The organism is Micromonospora sp. CA-248260, from assembly GCF_050942205.1.
In the GTDB taxonomy this organism is placed as follows: Bacteria; Actinomycetota; Actinomycetes; order Mycobacteriales; family Micromonosporaceae; genus Micromonospora; species Micromonospora antibiotica.
The window spans coordinates 1,308,470-1,325,589 of the sequence record NZ_CP192021.1; the positions used below are offsets into that span (position 1 = coordinate 1,308,470).

Annotated in this window: 9 protein-coding genes; 4 read left to right on the top strand and 5 right to left on the bottom strand. The window is 70.0% G+C overall.

Annotated features, from left to right (window positions below):
* The first annotated feature begins 351 nt into the window (after positions 1 to 351).
* The 4 genes from ACQP2H_RS06105 (at position 352) to ACQP2H_RS06120 (ending at position 9,050) form a co-directional block, all read left to right on the top strand.
* Positions 352 to 3,045 carry an RICIN domain-containing protein gene (locus ACQP2H_RS06105; protein WP_219467928.1) on the top strand — a complete coding sequence of 898 codons (2,694 nt, stop codon included), beginning with the start codon at positions 352 to 354 and terminating at the stop codon, positions 3,043 to 3,045.
* Positions 3,046 to 3,512: 467 nt separating this feature from the next.
* Positions 3,513 to 4,883, top strand: a complete 1,371-nt coding sequence (locus tag ACQP2H_RS06110; RefSeq protein ID WP_219467931.1) for a ricin-type beta-trefoil lectin domain protein — start codon at positions 3,513 to 3,515, stop codon at positions 4,881 to 4,883.
* Between the two features lie 176 nt (positions 4,884 to 5,059).
* Positions 5,060 to 6,280 (top strand): RCC1 domain-containing protein, encoded by a 1,221-nt coding sequence (locus ACQP2H_RS06115; RefSeq protein WP_357534712.1) that lies wholly within the window; start codon positions 5,060 to 5,062, stop codon positions 6,278 to 6,280.
* A gap of 328 nt (positions 6,281 to 6,608) precedes the next feature.
* Positions 6,609 to 9,050: a ricin-type beta-trefoil lectin domain protein gene (locus tag ACQP2H_RS06120; RefSeq protein ID WP_433231526.1), complete on the top strand. Its 2,442-nt coding sequence runs from the start codon at positions 6,609 to 6,611 to the stop codon at positions 9,048 to 9,050.
* Between the two features lie 84 nt (positions 9,051 to 9,134).
* Here the strand turns inward: ACQP2H_RS06120 and ACQP2H_RS06125 are convergent, their stop codons facing one another.
* The 5 genes from ACQP2H_RS06125 to ACQP2H_RS06145 all read right to left on the bottom strand — a co-directional run bounded on the left by ACQP2H_RS06125 (position 9,135) and on the right by ACQP2H_RS06145 (position 16,690).
* Complete coding sequence (locus tag ACQP2H_RS06125; RefSeq protein WP_219467937.1) at positions 9,135 to 10,172, bottom strand: glycoside hydrolase family 11 protein; 1,038 nt, start codon at positions 10,170 to 10,172, stop codon at positions 9,135 to 9,137.
* A 480-nt stretch (positions 10,173 to 10,652) separates the two neighbouring features.
* Positions 10,653 to 11,336 carry a DUF5825 family protein gene (locus tag ACQP2H_RS06130; RefSeq protein ID WP_433231529.1) on the bottom strand — a complete coding sequence of 228 codons (684 nt, stop codon included), beginning with the start codon at positions 11,334 to 11,336 and terminating at the stop codon, positions 10,653 to 10,655.
* An 11-nt stretch (positions 11,337 to 11,347) separates the two neighbouring features.
* A complete protein-coding gene (locus ACQP2H_RS06135; protein WP_433231532.1) occupies positions 11,348 to 13,270 on the bottom strand; it encodes a RiPP maturation radical SAM C-methyltransferase in 1,923 nt (640 codons plus the stop codon).
* A gap of 265 nt (positions 13,271 to 13,535) precedes the next feature.
* Complete coding sequence (locus ACQP2H_RS06140; RefSeq protein ID WP_433231535.1) at positions 13,536 to 15,353, bottom strand: prolyl oligopeptidase family serine peptidase; 1,818 nt, start codon at positions 15,351 to 15,353, stop codon at positions 13,536 to 13,538.
* Positions 15,350 to 16,690, bottom strand: a complete 1,341-nt coding sequence (locus tag ACQP2H_RS06145) for an MFS transporter (RefSeq protein WP_363820223.1) — start codon at positions 16,688 to 16,690, stop codon at positions 15,350 to 15,352. The genes ACQP2H_RS06140 and ACQP2H_RS06145 overlap by 4 nt, the downstream gene beginning before the upstream one ends.
* Between the last annotated feature and the right edge of the window lie 430 nt (positions 16,691 to 17,120).

Sequence of the window (17,120 nt, forward strand, 5' to 3'; positions counted from 1 at the left end):
TCATTGCGGTCACGATTACGCATAGGTGGTTGACAATTGATGGTTGCGGCCTATGGGTCGGACGCATACGCTTCAGGGCAGAATTCCGTGACCACGGGCAAGAGCGGTCGGGTGGTCGGCGGGAGTTCCCTGTGGCGGGGGACTGTCGCCGGTTGATGCCGGTCGCTCACACGTGCACCTTGCCACTGCCGGTCACGGTGTCTCCCAGTAACCCGCCAACGGCCGAGCCCGCCCGGAGCGCCCCCGTCTCCCGGCGCGGCGGCCCATGTTCGCATGGCGGGTTCACTGTCGCACCCCCAGGACGACTGTCCAGCGGACATGTCTGTCGGTGGCCTGCGAAAGGAACGGTACGTGAAACCAGCCCTCTCCACCGCCCGAAGGTCGCTGCTGGCGGGCGTGTTGCTCGTCGCCGCCGCGTTCCCGGCCGTGATCGCGAATCAACTGCCGGCGTCGGCGGCAGTCCAGGAGACCTACTACGTCGCGCCGGACGGCAGCGATGCCAATCCCGGCACGATGCAGTCGCCGTTCCGGACGATGCAACGCGCCCGGGACGTCGTGCGGACAGTGAACGCGAACATGACCGGCGACATCCAGGTCTACCTGCGGGGTGGCCGGTATCCGGTGACCAGCACCATCGAGTTCGGCGCGGCCGACTCCGGCAGCAACGGCTACCGGGTCAGCTATTCCGCCTACCCCGGCGAGACCCCGGTGCTCGACGGCGGTGTGCCGGTGACCGGGTGGACCCAGCACAGCGGGAACATCTGGAAGGCCCCGCTGGACCGGGCCAACAAGCTGCGCGCGCTCTACGTCAACGACAAGCGGGCGTTCATGGCGTCGAAGACGGTCGGCTCGGCGGGCTGCTACGGGACTTACAACATCACGGCCGGGCAGGCGGCGTGGGCCTGGGAGTCGGGCTCGCAGTGCGACGGCGCGAAGTACAACCTCAACGACTTTCCGGCCGTCGCCCGCAACGCCGACGACATCGAGATCGAGACGGCGACCACCTGGACCACCGCCATCGTCGGGGTACGCCAGGTCACCTCCGACGGGGCGAACCGGGTGGCGCTGTTCCAGCAGCCGGGTGCCGCCATCGCCCAGGGCGCGTTCAACGGCAACGCCCAGGCCGGCGGCAGCCACAAACTGATGAACGCCTACGAGTTCCTGGACGCGCCGGGTGAGTTCTTCTTCGACAAGGGCAGCAGGACCCTCTACTACTACAAGAGCAGCGCCGAGAACATGACGACCGCGTCGGTGTTCGCGCCGAACAACGTGACCACCCTGCTGCGGGTCGCCGGCACGTCGACGAGCAACCACGCCCGCAACCTCACGTTCGCCGGGCTCACCGTGCAGCACTCCGACTGGAACCTGTTCACCGTCGCCGGCTCGTCGTACAAGCAGGCGCAGCAGGGCAACCTCGGCGCGCAGGCGTACGCGAAGCGGAACTTCCACGACTACTACTACCGCAACGTCGACGTCACTCCGGGCATGATCCAGGTGGAGAACGCCGACGGCATCCTGCTCAACCGTAACCGCATCCAGCACAGCGGCGCGGACGGCGTCAACATGGTCAACGACGTGCAGGGCACCCAGTTGACCGGGAACTTCACCAACGACATCGCGGGTTCCGCGATCACCGTCGGACATCCCCAGCACGTCTACATCGGCGACGGGACGTCGACCAACCGGGAGAAGTGGCTGCCGCAGGTCGAGGGGCTGCCGAAGAACATCGACATCAAGAACAACTACCTGTACGACAGCGCGGTGCTGTTCAACGGGCACAGCCCCATCTCGGCGTACTTCGTGGACACCCTGACGATCCAGCGCAACCGGATCGAGAAGTCGCCGTGGTCGGGCATCACGCTCGGCTGGGGCTGGTGGAACTTCGACGGGTCATCGGGCTCGATCGCGCCGAACCGGCCCACCACGACGGCCCGGAACAACACCATCAGCTACAACCACATCATCGACACGGTGCAGCGGCTCAGCGACACCGCACCCATCTACACGTTGGGCGCGCAGCCGGGGACGACGATCACCAACAACTATCTCCAGGGTGTGCCGTCCGGGCACAAGTACGGCCTGCACCCGGACGAGGGTTCGGCGTACATCACCTTCCGCGACAACGTGCTGAGCGTGGACAAGAACATCACCTGGATGATCAACTCAGACGACTTCGGGCGCAAGCACGACCTGAGCATCACCCAGATCTACGGCCCGATCAACAAGGTGTCCAACAAGAACCTGCCCAACAGCACGGTCAGCGACATCCTGGTCTCCTCCGACTATGTCTGGCCGGCGCAGGCGTACGGCATCGCCGCCGCCTCGGGGCTGGAGGACGCGTACCGTGACATCGTCCCGGCGGGCAACCTCTCCCTGCCGAACCACGTCCTGCCGGCCAGCACCTTCGTCACCAGCTCGACGGCGTCGATCCCGATCCGCAGCACCGGTGACGCCGCCAGGACGGTCTGGCTCGCCCCTGCCGGCACGACCACCTTCACCGCCGGTCCGACGATGACCCGGGCGACGGGCACCGCCACGTCCATCGCGGTGCCCGCCAACCAGGGTGAGTACCGGCTGTTCGTGGTGGACGCGCAGGGCAACCGGTCGGCCGAGTCCAGCTCGCTGGTCCGGCAGCAGGGCACCGGCAGTGGCCAGCAGGGTGGGCGTCTGGTGGGCGGCCAGTCCGGCCGCTGCGTGGACGTACCCAACGCCAGCACCACCAACGGCACGCAGGTGCAGTTGTGGGACTGCGCGGGTGGCGTCGGCCAGCAGTGGACCTACTCCGCCGGCAGGCAGCTGACCGTGTACGGCAACAAGTGCCTGGACGCGAGCGGTGCGGGCACGTCCAACGGCACCGCCGTCATCATCTGGGACTGCCACGGCGGGGCCAACCAGCAGTGGAACCTCAACGCCAACGGCACCCTGACCAACGGCCAGTCGGGGTTGTGCCTCGACGCGAACGGCGCGGCCACCGCCAACGGCACGAAGATCATCCTCTGGTCGTGCAACGGCGGCACCAACCAGCAGTGGAGCCTGCGCAACTGACCGGGCGTTCCCCGGGGCCGGGTGACGCCGGCCCCGGGGGCACCGGACCCGTCGTGGGCGTCGGGGAACTGTGCGTGTGGCCTGCGGTTCGTCGCCGTCGGGTGGACGTTCCCGGGTGGCAACCCGCTCGACACAGCATTGACATATTTCACTTTCCGACCTAGGGTCTTGCCGAATCGATTCGACGTCGAGCCCGGTGCTCCGGCACCGGCGGTCGACCGGGTGGCGTCCGGGCGGGCGCGATGTGGCCACCGATCGGTTCGACGACCAGTCGGTCCTGCCTGGGCAGCGGAACCAGCGGCTGGCAGCCGCGGCGATGAGCCAGCCGGCGCGGTGAGCGCATCGAGTGTCTTCCGGTGTTCCGTCCTTGGCGGGTGCGGTCAGCGGGATCGGTCGGGCGCGACACGTCGGGATCGCCGTCGACTACATACCTGAAGCAGTGCAGGCTGAGTGGCAGGAGCCCCATCATGACCAGGCGCAGACCCATCCTTGGTTCCCTAGCGGCGGCGGCGGCCCTCGTCGTGACCGTCGGCGCGACGGCACTCGCCGGTGGCCTCACCACCACGGCCGCCGCCGCCGACGTCTCGGCGGCGGCGGCGACCGCCGGGTGCGGCAAGGCCCCCACCCTGACCAGCGGCCAACGGTCGATCCAGAGCAGCGGCCAGAACCGCAGCTTCATCCTCCGGATCCCCGACAACTACGACCGCAACCACCAGTACCGGTTGATCTTCGGCTTCCACTGGAACGGCGGCACCGCCAACGACGTCGACGGGGGCGGGTCGGACGGGGCCGCCTGGTCCTACTACGGGCTGCGCCAGCAGGCGAACAACAGCACCATCTTCGTGGCCCCCCAGGGCAACGGCAACGGCTGGGCCAACCCCGGCGGCCAGGACGTCACCTTCGTCGACGACATGGTCCGGCTGATCGAGAACGACCTGTGCGTCGACACGACGCAGTTGTTCGCGCTGGGCTTCAGCTACGGCGGCGGGATGAGCTACTCGCTGGCCTGCTCCCGGGCGAACGTCTTCCGGGCCGTCGCGGTCTACTCCGGCGGGCAGCTCAGCGGGTGCAGCGGCGGCGGCCAGCCGATCGCCTACATGGGCATCCACGGCATCGGGGACCCGGTGCTCAACGTCTCGGCCGGCCGGTCCCTGCGGGACACCTTCGTGCGCAACAACGGGTGTACGGCGCAGAGCCCGCCCGAGCCGCGCGCCGGGAGCCTGACCCACATCACCACCACCTACTCGGGCTGCCGCTCCGGCTACCCGGTGGTGTGGGCGGCGTTCGACGGCGGGCACACCCCCGGCCCGGTCGACGGTGGCGGCGACAGCGGTGCCCGGACCTGGACCAAGGGTGAGGTGTGGCGGTTCTTCACCCAGTTCGACAGCACCACCCCGACGCCGACCCCGACGGTGACGCCGACCGGCAACCCGACCACCCCGCCGCCGTCCGGCACGGGCGCGGTGCGCAACTCGTCCTCCGGGCGCTGCCTGGACGTCAACGGTGGTACGCAGACCAACGGCGCGGCGGCGATCATCTGGGACTGCCACGGGCAGGCCAACCAGAGCTGGACCTCGACGGCCGCCCAGGAGCTGCGGGTCTTCGGCGGCAAGTGCCTGGACGTCAACGGCGCGGCCACCGCCAACGGCAGCTCGGTGATCATCTGGGACTGCAACGGCCAGGCCAACCAGCGCTGGCGGTTCAACGCCGACGGCACGATCACCGCCGTCGGCTCGGGCCGCTGCCTGGACGTGGTCGGCAACGGTACGGCCAACGGCACGCGTACCCAGATCTGGGACTGCAACGGCGCCGCCGGCCAGCGGTGGAGCCGGAGCTGAGCCCGGCGGACGTCGACGGAGGGCGGCGGTAGACCGAGCGTAACCCCGGTGGGATCTCGCATTGATCGCATTCAATGCATAGGGTCACTGCTGTACGCGGTGGGCCGATGGAGGCCCGCCGGGGCGGCGCTGCCCTCATCGTGCACGAATCGACGTTTTTCTGGGGAGAACAGAGCATGGAGCAACGACAGAACAGTCGTCTGTGGGCCCGATGGCGGCGAGCGGCCCGCAGCACGGTCACCGCGGCGGCGGTGTCCCTCGGGGTGGCCGCGCTCGCGGTGGGATTCTCGGCGGGTGCCGCCGTCGCGGGCGTCGGGGGGGTCGCGACGAACGCGGCGTTCGCCGCCGCGCCGGTCGCCCAGGTCACTGCGGGTGACCTGCACACCTGTGCGATCCGTACCGACGGGACGCTCTGGTGCTGGGGTGACAACTACGGTGGCAAGCTCGGTGACGGGACCACCACCAACCGGACCGGCCCGGTGCAGGTCGGCACCGCCACCACCTGGTCGCGGGTCGACGCGGGCACCAGCCACAACTGCGCGATCCGCACCGACGGCACGCTGTGGTGCTGGGGCGGCAACTACAGCGGGCAGCTCGGTGACGGGACCACCACGAGCCGGAGCACCCCGGTGCAGGTCGGCACCGCCACCACCTGGGCCGGCGTCAGCGCCGGTGCCAACCACACCTGTGCCGTCCAGACCACCGGCACCCTGTGGTGCTGGGGCCTGAACCGCAACGCGCAGCTGGGCGTCGGCACCTCCCCGTCGCGGGCCACCAGCCCGGTGCAGGTGGGTACGGGGACCACCTGGGCCAGCGTCACCACCGGCTACGCGCACAGCTGTGCCGTGCAGACCGGCGGCACGCTGTGGTGCTGGGGTGACAGCACGGACGGGCAGCTCGGTGTCGGCATCCTGGGTTACCGGGCGACCCCGGCGCAGGTGGGCACCGCGAGCACGTGGACCGGCGTGACGGCCGGCCACGCGCACACCTGCGCGGTGCAGTCCGGTGGCACGCTGTGGTGCTGGGGCGAGAACGGGTACGGCCAGGTGGGTGGCGGCACCGGTGTCCAGACCAGTCCGATCCAGGTCGGCACCGCCACCACCTGGACCGGGGTCGTGGCGAGCGTCGACTCGTCGTGCGCGCTGCGTACCGACGGTGGCCTGTGGTGCTGGGGCAACAACGGGTTCGGGCAGTTGGGTGACGGCACCACCACCCACCGGTCCGCCCCGGTCCGGGTCGGCACCGCGACCACCTGGACGCAGAACCTGGGCGTCAGCTACCACAGCTGCGGCGTCCGCACCGACGGTGGCCTGTGGTGCTGGGGCAACAACATGTCCGGGCAGTTGGGTGACGGCACCACCACCCACCGGTCGACCCCGGCGCAGCTGGTCCTGTAGGACCGGCTGAACCGGAAGCGCCGATGCCGCGCCGCCGACCCGTACCGCCGTCGATCCGGTGGCGTCCGGGTCGGCGGCGTGTCCCGTTTTCCCACCCGTCACGGCAGAGTCCATACATCTGATCTATTCGGGATTCCCAGGTGGGTGCGGTGCGGGTGAGTATGGACTATTTCCCTCCGAACAGGACGTTGACCGGTAAGCGCTGCGGTGCCTAACATACGACGTCTTTATCATTGATGTTCGCCGATTTCCGTGCTGCGCGGGGTGCGACAGTTCGACGTGTGCCGTACCGCTTCGAGGTCGGAGACCGGCTGGGGAGGCGAGTCACATGTTCAGTGCACGCAGCCGTCGACACGACGGCGAGCCACGCCGCAGACCGGGGCGCAGCGCGTGGCGTCCGCGTCGGTTGACCGCATCGGTGCTGGGAGTGGTGGTGACGGCGGCGGCGGTGCTGACCGGCTTCGCCGCACCCGCACAGGCGGCGACCGCCATCACGATCAACGGCGGGTCCGGCGGGCGGGCGCTGGACGGCATCGGCGCGGTCAGCGGCGGCGGTGGCAACAGCCGGCTGCTGGTCGACTACCCCGAGCCGCAGCGCAGCGACATCCTGGACTACCTGTTCAAGCCGGGCTACGGCGCGGCGATGCAGCTGATGAAGGTGGAGATCGGCGGCGACACCAACTCCACCTCCGGCGCCGAGCCCAGCCATGAGCACACCCGGGGCAGCATCAACTGCAACCGGGGCTACGAGTGGTGGCTGATGGAGCAGGCCCGTACCCGTAACCCCAACATCGCCCTGGTCGGCCTGGCCTGGGGTGCGCCGGGCTGGATCGGCAACGGCAACTTCTGGTCCACCGACTCCATCGACTACCTGGTGGCCTGGCTGGACTGCGCGGGCACCCACGGGCTGACCATCAACTACCTGGGCGGGTGGAACGAGAAGGGCTACAACACCACCTGGTACAAGAACCTGCGCTCCACCCTCAACGCCCGTGGCTACAGCAGCGTCAAGATCGTCGCCTCGGACGACTTCGGCTGGGGCGCGGCCGACGACTCGCTGCGCGACCCGGCCTTCGGCAACGCCGTGCAGGTCTTCGGCAGCCACTACGTCTGCGGCTACCGCAGCGCCCAGACCAACTGCCCCAGCTCCAACAACGCCGTGTCCACCGGCAAGTCCCTGTGGGCCAGCGAGAACGGCTCCGACGACTACAACGCGGGCGCGCAGGCGCTCGCCCGCGGCATCAACCGGGGCTACCTCGACGGCAAGATGACCGGCTACATCAACTGGCCGGTCATCGCCGCCATCACCCCCAACATCCCGTGGGCGACCACGGGCGTGGCGGTGGCCCAGCAGCCCTGGTCCGGCGCCTACTCGATCGGCAAGAACGCCTGGGTGATGGCGCAGACCACCCAGTTCACCGCACCGGGCTGGCGCTACCTCGACGCGTCGAGCGGGTACATCGGCGGCAACCGCAACAACGGCAGCTACGTCTCGCTGAAGTCCACCAACAACAGCGACTACAGCACCATCGTCGAGACGATGGACGCCGGCGGCGCGCAGACCCTCGACTTCACCGTCACCGGCGGCCTGTCCACCGGCACGGTACGGGTCTGGTCGACGAACGTGCGCTCCAACAACACCGCCGACCACTTCGTGCGGGGCAGCGACATCACCCCGAACGGCGGGCGCTTCTCGCTCACCGTCCAGCCCGGCTACGTCTACAGCATCACCACCACCAACGGGCAGGGCAAGGGCACCGCGACCAGCCCGGCGCAGGGCAACCTGAAGCTGCCGTACGCCGACACCTTCGACTCGTACGCCACCGGCCGCGAGGCGCGGTACCTGATGGACCAGCAGGGCTCGTTCGAGGTCGTCGGGTGTGCCGCCGGCCGCACCGGGCAGTGCGTGCGCCAGATGTCCGAGCAGGCCCCGATCTACTGGACCTCCGGGCAGGCCGAGCCGTACACCCTGCTGGGCGACCTGACCTGGCGCAACTACACGGTCTCCTCCGACGTGCTGCTGGAGAAGTCCGGCTACGCGCAGCTCATCGGGCGCGGCAACACCTACAACCACCAGGGCCCGCAGAACATGAACGGGTACTACTTCCGGGTCACCGACGGCGGGGCCTGGTCGATCCGCAGCAACAACACCAGCGGCAACTGGCGCACCCTGGCCAGCGGAAACACCTCGGCGCTGGGCACCGGGCGGTGGCACAACCTGTCGTTCACGCTCAACGGCAGCACCCTGACCGCCGCCATCGACGGCACCACCGTCGGCACGGCCACCGACTCCACCTGGGTCGCCGGCCAGATCGGGTACGGCACCGGCCAGGGCGTCACCGCCCAGTTCGACAACCTCTCGGTGACCGCCGTCGGCAGCCCCGGAACCCCGACGGGTGAGATCCGGGGCGCGGGTTCGAACCGGTGCCTGGACGTCAACGGGGCCAGCCAGACCGACGGCGCGGTGGTGCAGATCTGGGACTGCAACGGCGGCGCCAACCAGCGCTGGTCGCTCAGCTCCACCAACCAGCTCACCATCTACGGCAACAAGTGCCTCGACGTGCCGAGCGCCGCATCCGGGACCCGGGCCCGGATCTGGAGCTGCACCGGTGGCACCAACCAGCAGTGGCGGCTCAACGCCGACGGCACCATCGTCGGGGTCGCCTCGGGGCTGTGCCTGGACATCAACGGCGGGGCCACCGCCAACGGCTCCGCCGTCCAGCTCTGGACCTGCAACGGCGGCACCAACCAGCAGTGGATACGCGGCTGACCAGCCACACCTGACGCACCAGGCGGGCGGCCCCGGTGGCACCGGGGCCGCCCGCCGTCGCGTGCGCTCAGGAACTGGTCGGGGTCAGGCCGTTCGACAGCTGACCGTGGGCCAGGTCCAGTTGCCGTTCGCCATGATGGTGATGCCGAAGTTGTTGCCGTTGCCGTTCGGCCTGGCGGTGACGGTGCCGGTGGTGCCGCTGACCGAGGCGTTCCAACTGTTCTGGATGCTCTGGCCGCCGTTCAGCCCGAGGCTGACCACCCAGTTGCTGGTGCCGCTGACCGCGACGTTGAGGTTGAACCGGTCACCCCACTGCTCGGCGGCCGAGAGCACCGCGGTGCAGTTGCCGCCGGCGGGCGGGGTGGTCGGGTTGCCGGTCGGCCCGCTGGTGGGGGTGGGGTTGCTGCCGCCACCCTCGCGGACGGTGATGTCGGAGCTGCCCTGGCTCTGGTAACCCTCGGTCGCCATGATCTGGTAGCTGTGGTTGGTGCCGAGGTTCAGGCCGGCGCGGGCCCAGGCGTCGAAGTGGTTGGCGGTGGTGATGGTGCCGCTGCTGCGCTTCTGCTGCCGGACGCTCCAGTACTGGTAGAACGTCTGGTTGCCGTCGATCGACGGGGCGTTGACCCGCAGGCTGCGCAGGATGTCGTAGGTGCCGCCGTCGGTGGTCACCGTGCCCATCCGGGTGGCGCCGCTGCTCGGGTTGTAGCTGCCGAAGTTCTCCACCACGTAGTACTCGATGAGCGGGTTGCGGGTCCAGCCGTACAGGGCCAGGTAGGTGTTGTTGTTGCCCGGGTTGTAGCTGCCCGAGTAGCTGACCGTCCGCCGGGTGCCGGTGGCCCAGCCCTTACCGCCGACCCAGTTGTTGGTGCTGCGGTCCCAACTGCTGCTGTAGCGGCCGTCGGCGCGCAGCGTCATGCTGGCGTTGCCGCTGTCCTTCCAGAACGAGAAGAAGTAGCCGTTGTGCGTGCCGGTGAGGTTGGAGGTGAGGGTCCGGTCGTTCTCCGCGTACGCGTTGGGCGAGGCGATGAACGTGCCGGTGACGGCGAGCGCCGCGGCGCACGCGGCGCTGAGCAGCAGCCGCAGGCGACCGCTCCTTCGCGGTCGGGTCGAGGTGTCGCTCATGTACGTGTTCCTCCTCGTGACAGCTGGCGGACGCCAGCGACGCGGTACGACCCGGTGGACTGTCCGTGGCCAGGTACGGCAGCCGGCCATGCGGTGGGTGTCACCACGCGGTGGTGGGCCGGTCGTCCAGCAGAACCGGGGGGACGGGTCGCGGTGGGTGGTGTCGACAGCATCGAGTGCCGTCGATGGCGACGGTAGGGTGTCGATGCTCCACCTGTCAACAAGTTTCGGAAATCTTCCCGAAACATCGTCCCGAGCGGCGGCCGGACGCGGGGCGGATTTCGACGGGTTGACGTCGGCTGTCACCGAGATGGGCCCGCGGAGGGCAGGTATTAATTCGACCTCAACGGGGCCACCTCCCCTGTATACCCGAAACTTTCGGGAACCACCAGCCGGGGCGAACGCGAGACCGCCCGCCCACCCGGCCCGGGGTCGCGGGCGGGTGGACGGGCGGTCGGTGACGCGGCCGGCGCCGGGCGGTCAGATCACCATCGACGGCAGGGGCCAGCGGCGCAGCCGGTGCGGCAGCCACACCAGCAGCTCGCCGATCTTCGTGACCAGGCCCTCCCCGCCGAAGTCCCGGGCGATGGAGAGGTCGACCCCGGTGACGGCGGCACCGTCCAGCAACTGGTCGAGCACCGTCAGGTAGGCCGGATCGTCGATGGTCAGCAGGTTCAACCGACCGGAGCGGCGGTCCCGCACCTGGACGAACCCCGGGCCCCGACGGTAGGTGCACTTGTCGAAGTAGAAACCCTTTACCCAGGCGTCGAGCTGTGCGACCGGGTCGCCCTCGCCCCCCGGCGCGGGGAGCAGCTCGACCGGCGCCCGCAGGTGGCTGTACGGGAGCCACTCGTCGGCCTCGACGCCGGGCAGCCGCAGCCGCCAGTCCACGGCGATACCGTGGCTGGTCAGCTCCCGGACCAGCACCAGCCGGCGGACCGTGTCGACGGCCGTCGCGTCGTCCCCGGTGACCGTCAGGTCCACCGTGTCGGGAAGGTCGACCCGACGGACCCCCGCAGAACGCCAGCGGGCGACCGCGTCGGCGGCCGGCTCACGCAGCTCGGCCGGACCGATGGTCATGCCGGGGATGGACAGGACGGCCGGGTCGTGGTCCCGGGCGAGACCGACCAGGATGGGCCGCAGACCGGCGTCGGTGGTGGACACGTTCCCTCCCCTCAGACCGCGCTGAGCGCGGCCGGCTCGCCCGCCTCGGCGGCGGCCCTGGTCTCGGCGGCTTCGCGTTCCAGGTGCAGGTGGTCGATGCGCAGGAGATCCTGGTTCATGGCCTGCGGGGCGATCTGGATGAACTGCCCGGCGTCCTCGTAGACCAGGCCGAGACCGCGCCAGCGCCACAGCAACGCCGTAAGGACCGGCTCGTCGACCGACAGCCGCCGGGCCAGCGCGCTGACGCTGTGCGGCTGGTCGAGCTGCCGGAACACGGCCACCTCCACCGGGTCGGTCAGCCGCAGGACGTGCCAGTCGAAGTGCCTGCGTCGGCTGACCAGCACGATCTCGTCGCCGAGGTCGTGGTGGGTGAGCCGGCTGCGGGCGTACTCGTGCTGCCACTGCGTGACCGCCCGGTCCAGCCGGTCGGCCGTCTCGCCGCCGATGCCCTGCGGCGGTACGTCGAACAGGTACGCCAGGTCCATCAGCTCCGACTCGGGCAGGTCGTAGATCAGCCGGTACTGCGCCGCCGGCCGCAGGTCGGTGAAGCCGAGTTCGGGGCGGACGAAGAAGGGGCTGAACCGCTCGATGGCGATGCGGGTGCTCCCGTCGGCCGGGCACAGGTGGTGCAGCGCCGGCATCTGCGCGATCACCGGCAGGTAGTCGTCCTCGGTCTCGCCGGGGAACCCGTACAGGTAGTTCCAGGCGATGGTGATCCCGCTGGTCTCGGCGTCACGCAGCATCCGGATGTTGAGGCAGCCGCTGACCCCCTTGTCCATCAGCTTGAGCACCCGGCTGTTGAGGCTCTCGATGCCGGGCTGCACGCTGACCAGACCGGCGTCGGCCAGCGCCTGCACCTGCGGGCCCTTCATGTTCGACTTGATCTCGTACTGCAACCGCAGGTCGTAGTCGGATTCGGTGAGCCGGGGCAGCAGCGAGGTCACGTAACTCATGTCGAGGATGTTGTCCACGACGAACATGTCCAGGACCTGGTGCCGCTCGACCAGCTCGATGATCTCGTCGTAGAGCCTGCCTGGGTGCTTGCTGCGGAACTGCATGAACGATCCGTTGAGGCCGCAGAACGTGCAGTGGTGCTTCTCGCCCCACCAGCAGCCCCGGGCGCCCTCGACGACCAGCCGGGGCTCGACCCAGTGCTGCGCCCGGGACGCGGCCAACCGCTCGAAGTAGCCCGCGTAGTCCGGGGCGACGATCTCGGCCGGGGGCAGGGGTGTGGTGCTCATCGGATTCGCCACGGACCGGCCGTCCGGGCCGCCCCAGCACAGCCCTTCGATGTCGGCGAGCCCGCCCGCCGGCTCCGCCCCGCCGGCCGCCGACCGGGCCGGGCCGAGCGCGGCGAGCAGCCGGGGGAACGCGGTCTCGCCCTCACCCCGGACCACGAAGTCGACGAACGAGAAGTTGCGGTGGATCGCGGCACCCTGCTCACCGTCGCAGTTCGCGCCGCCCATGACCGTACGGATGCCGGGTGACCGCTTCTTGATCGCCCGGGCGGTGGCGAGGGCGGCGGCGTTCTGCTGGAACGTGGAGGTGAAGCCGACCACGTCCGGTGCCTGGGCGACGATCCGGTCGGCCAGTTCCGCGACGAACTCCGGGGCCAGCCGGTGCAGCTCCAGGTTGAGCGCGAGTTCCCGCTCGGTCATCTGGGTCCGGACCCGGTCGGTGAACTCCTGCACCCGCCATTGGGGATCGTCGTACAGGGCCGAGGAGAAGACCCAGTCACCACAGCCCGCGAAATAGGTGAACAGCGAATAGTAGTAGTAGTCGCTCAATCCGAACTCGGTCCGGTCGACCACCCAGTCGACGAAGTCGAGATTCGCGTGGACGGCCTCCACTTCGGCATCCGGCATTTTCTGCCGGACGCTGTTGGTGAGGATTCCAATCGCCAACGAAGGGACGTCGATGGAAGTCCATGGCATATTGACCAGCATGACCCGCACGTAACCTCTCCTCTCTCGTGAGCTGTTCGGACCGGATGACGGATACGGGGTGGGGCCACCTGCCCGGGCGGGTGGCCCCACCCCGTACGGCCGCTAGAAGCTGACCTTGACCGTGACCGTGACCGTGACGTTCGAGGCCCGGAGCTGGTCGCGGTTGCCGTTGATCGGGTCGTTCTCGACAACGTTCTTGCGCATGTCGTTCACCTCCTTTCCGTTATCGAGGGGATCGGGTCACGTGCCGGGGTCAGCCCGCCGGTCGCGCCATCGCGAGCGCCACCGGTGTGCCTTCGTCCCGCACGCCGTCGAAGTGCCGCTGCATGAACAGCAGCACGGTCTGCATCAGAGCCAGGTGGCTCTGCGCGTCGAAGTCCTCGTGACCGGCCCGCCGCCGGACCACCTGGTGGGGAATGCGGCGCTCGGCCAACAGCCGCGCGTAGTGCTCCACCGGTGCCGGCGGGCAGCGCACGTCACCCGTGGAGACGGCCAGCAGCACCGGGGCCCGGACCTGGTCGACGTAGGTGATCGGGGAGGACCGGGCGTACCGCTGCGGCACCTCGTCGGGGGTGCCGCCGAACAGCAGCACGTCCAGCGCCCGTACCGCCGGAGTGGCCGCCTCGAAGGCGGCGACGTAGTCGGCGACGGGGCTGATCGCGATCCCGAGCCGCCACAGCTCCGGTTGCCGGCCGAGCGCGAGCAGGGTCAGGTAGCCGCCCCACGACGTTCCCCACAGGGCGGTGCGCCGGTCCTCGACGACACCCTCGGCGACCAGGTGGGCCCGGACCGCGGCGAGATCCGCCAACTGGGTGAGGCCGACCCCGGCGGAGAAGTCGTTGCGCCAGGCCGCGCCGTACCCGCTGGAGCCCCGGTAGTTGACCCGGACCACCGCGCAGCCGGTGCTGACCAGGATCTCGACCAGCGGGTCGTAGGCGTCGCGGGCGTGCTGGAACGGCCCGCCGTGGACCAGGAAGACGGCCGGTCTCGGTCCCTCCCGGTCGGCCGGCAGGGCGACCAGCGCGGGGATCGGCCCACCGGGGCCCGGCACCCGGATCTCCTCGCGGCGGTGCTCCACCGGCGTCGCGACGGGGTCCGGCCCGCCCACGTCGGGCTGACCGCCGGGGTGCTCCGGCAGCTGCACCCCACGCACGGAACGCAGCTGGGGCGGGGTCACCGAGTCGGTCCACACGTAGGCGACGTCCCCGTCGGGCCACACCGCGGCGTCCAGGATGCTGCCGGTGGGGGTGTCGACGACCGACCGGGTCCGCCCGGCGAGGTCCACCTCGTGCAGCAGGCTGCGGGCGTGCCGGTCCTGCCGGACGAGCAGCCGCCGCCCGTCCGGGAACCAGCCGGCGGTGACCTCGGTGTCGAAGCGGCACCAGTCGTGCCGGACCAGACCTTCCTCCTCGGTCCAGGTCGCCGGGAGGTAGCCGCCCTCGTCCTCGATCACCAGCAGCAGCCGGGCCGGGCCGGAGTCGGGGGCGAAACCGAGGGCCCACACCCGCCCGTCGGCGCAACCGGCGATGCCGGCCACCCGGACGCCGTCGGTGGTGACCACCGTGACCGCCGCGTCGGTGGCGGCATCGGCGCCGATCACGGCGAGCCGCCCGGCCGGATCGAGATCGACCAGGTAGGCGTAGCCGGTGACGTGGGTCCGTTCGCTCACCCGGCCGTCGCCGGTGCGCAGGAACAGGGTCATCCCGCCGTCGTCGGACAGGCCGATCGCGGTGGTGCCGTCGGTGGCCATGGCGATGCCGGCGTGGCGGGCCGGCGGCACCGACGGCAGCGCCGCGACGGACCGGTCGGGCTGGTCGAAGTCGCACGTCCGCCAGGTGCCGACGCCGCCGAGATCGTCGTCGAACCACCAGATGGTGGACCCGGTCGGGTCGAGCGCCGCCCGGATCGTGCCGGCCGCCCGGTCGGTCACCTGCCGGGCGGTGCCGGCGAGCCGGTCCCAGGCGAGGATCTCGCAGCGCCCCCCGGCGTCACCGACGTAGACCGCCCGGTGCGGTGCGTGCTCGGCGACGACCGGCAGCGCCGGATAGAACAGCCGGTGACCACGACTCATCGGCGGGCCTCCTCGGGGTCGGGGGCGGCCCCGGCACCGGCGGCCGGGCCGGGGTCGGTGCCGTCGGTCGGGTCGGTGTCGTCGGTCGGGTCGGGGTCGGTGCCGGCCGTCGCACCGGCGCCGGCGCGGAGCTGGCGCAGGCTGACGGTGGTGTACGTGGCCAGCAGCGCCAGCGCGGCGGCGAAGACCAGGGCGACGGTGCCCGGGCTGTACCAGGCCACCAGCACCCCGGCGAGCAGCGGCGCGGGCGTCTGGAGCGCCTCGCCGACGGTGCCCATCACGGTCGCCACCCGACCCTGGAGCTCGTCGGGCGTCAACGCGATCACCCGGGACTGGAAGATGACCCCGAGCAGCGGGCTGAGCAGGAAGACCAACCCGAACAACAGCCCGTAGCTCCAGGTCTGCCGGGCCTGGGACATCGCGACGACGAGGCCGACCATGGCCCACGAGGCGAACACGATGACGGTCGTCGGCCGTACCCGGCTGAAGATCATCGGAGCGGCCAGTGCGCCGCTCAGGCCACCGACGCTGGCGATGGTGAGGATCAGGCCGATCGACGCCGCGGGGGCACCCTGCCGACCGGCGGTCAGGATGGCGTAGTAGACGAGGGCGCCGAAGGTGAAGTTGATGCCGGCCGCCCAGATCGTGACGAACCGCAGGAACGGCTGCCGCCACACGAAGCGCAGCCCGACGCGCAGGTCGGTGCGGAACGAGGTGCGCTCGGCGCGTTCGGGTGTCAGGTCGGTCCGGATGGTGGCGACGAGAGCTGCCGCGAGCAGGTAGGACAGCGTGTCCGCCAGGAACGGCAGCCAGCGGGCGAGCTGGTAGAGCACCCCGCCCAACAACGGGCCGGTGAGCCGGGCGGCGTGGTTGCGGGCCTCCAACCGCGACAGTGCCTTCTGGTCGTCGTCCGGCAGCAGGCGGCGGATGGCACCGGAGCCGGCCGCCTCGTAGCCGCTCTGCGCGATCCCCTCGACGAACGCGGCGGCGGCCAGCAGGCCGAGGGTCGCCACGTCGGCCACCAGCACGACGAAGATCGTCGACATCGCGGCGGCGGCGACCAGCAGCGAGCTGACCATCATGCGTTTACGCGGCAGCCGGTCGGCCAGCACCCCCGCCACCGGAGCGGCGACGAGCCGCCCGGCGAGGGCGAGGGCGCCGACCAGTCCGGCCGCCGCCGGTGAGCCGGTCACGGCCAGGGTGACCAGTGGAAGAACGATCCCGGACGCCTGCGACCCGAGTTGGTCGATTGCGCCGGCGATCCAGTAGAGGCGGAAATCGCGGCCCCGGTGGGGGCTATTTGCGGGTTTTGTTTCCTGGCTGGGGGCAGCCGTCATTGCCCTGGCCGCATTGTGCTCATGATTTTCCCAAATATCGGTGCGAGGTCTGTTCGGTACGAGTTCGCGCGATCCGGGGCTGAATTCCTTTACCCCAATGTGGAGTGGGGTGCGTATGAGGCTAACAATGCCGTGTGCCGAACGCAAGGATTCAAATACGTCTAGTTGTTCGGTGGTTATTGTGTTGTGGGGATGATGAGAGACTTGTACGTCTCTGTTCGGATAATCCGCGCTACGCGCCGAACCTCCGAACAATGCCCGGAGTCGATCGTTTCATTGACGACAATCTCCGCTGAATTCGTGATTTTCGACGGCGTCGCCGCAGTGGCGTCGACCGCCCGCGGTCCGGCCCCCGACGCCCGAACGCCTGACGCGCCACCGCGCCCGCCTGCCGGGTGGACGACGAGCGGCCGGGCCGGTGGACGACGAA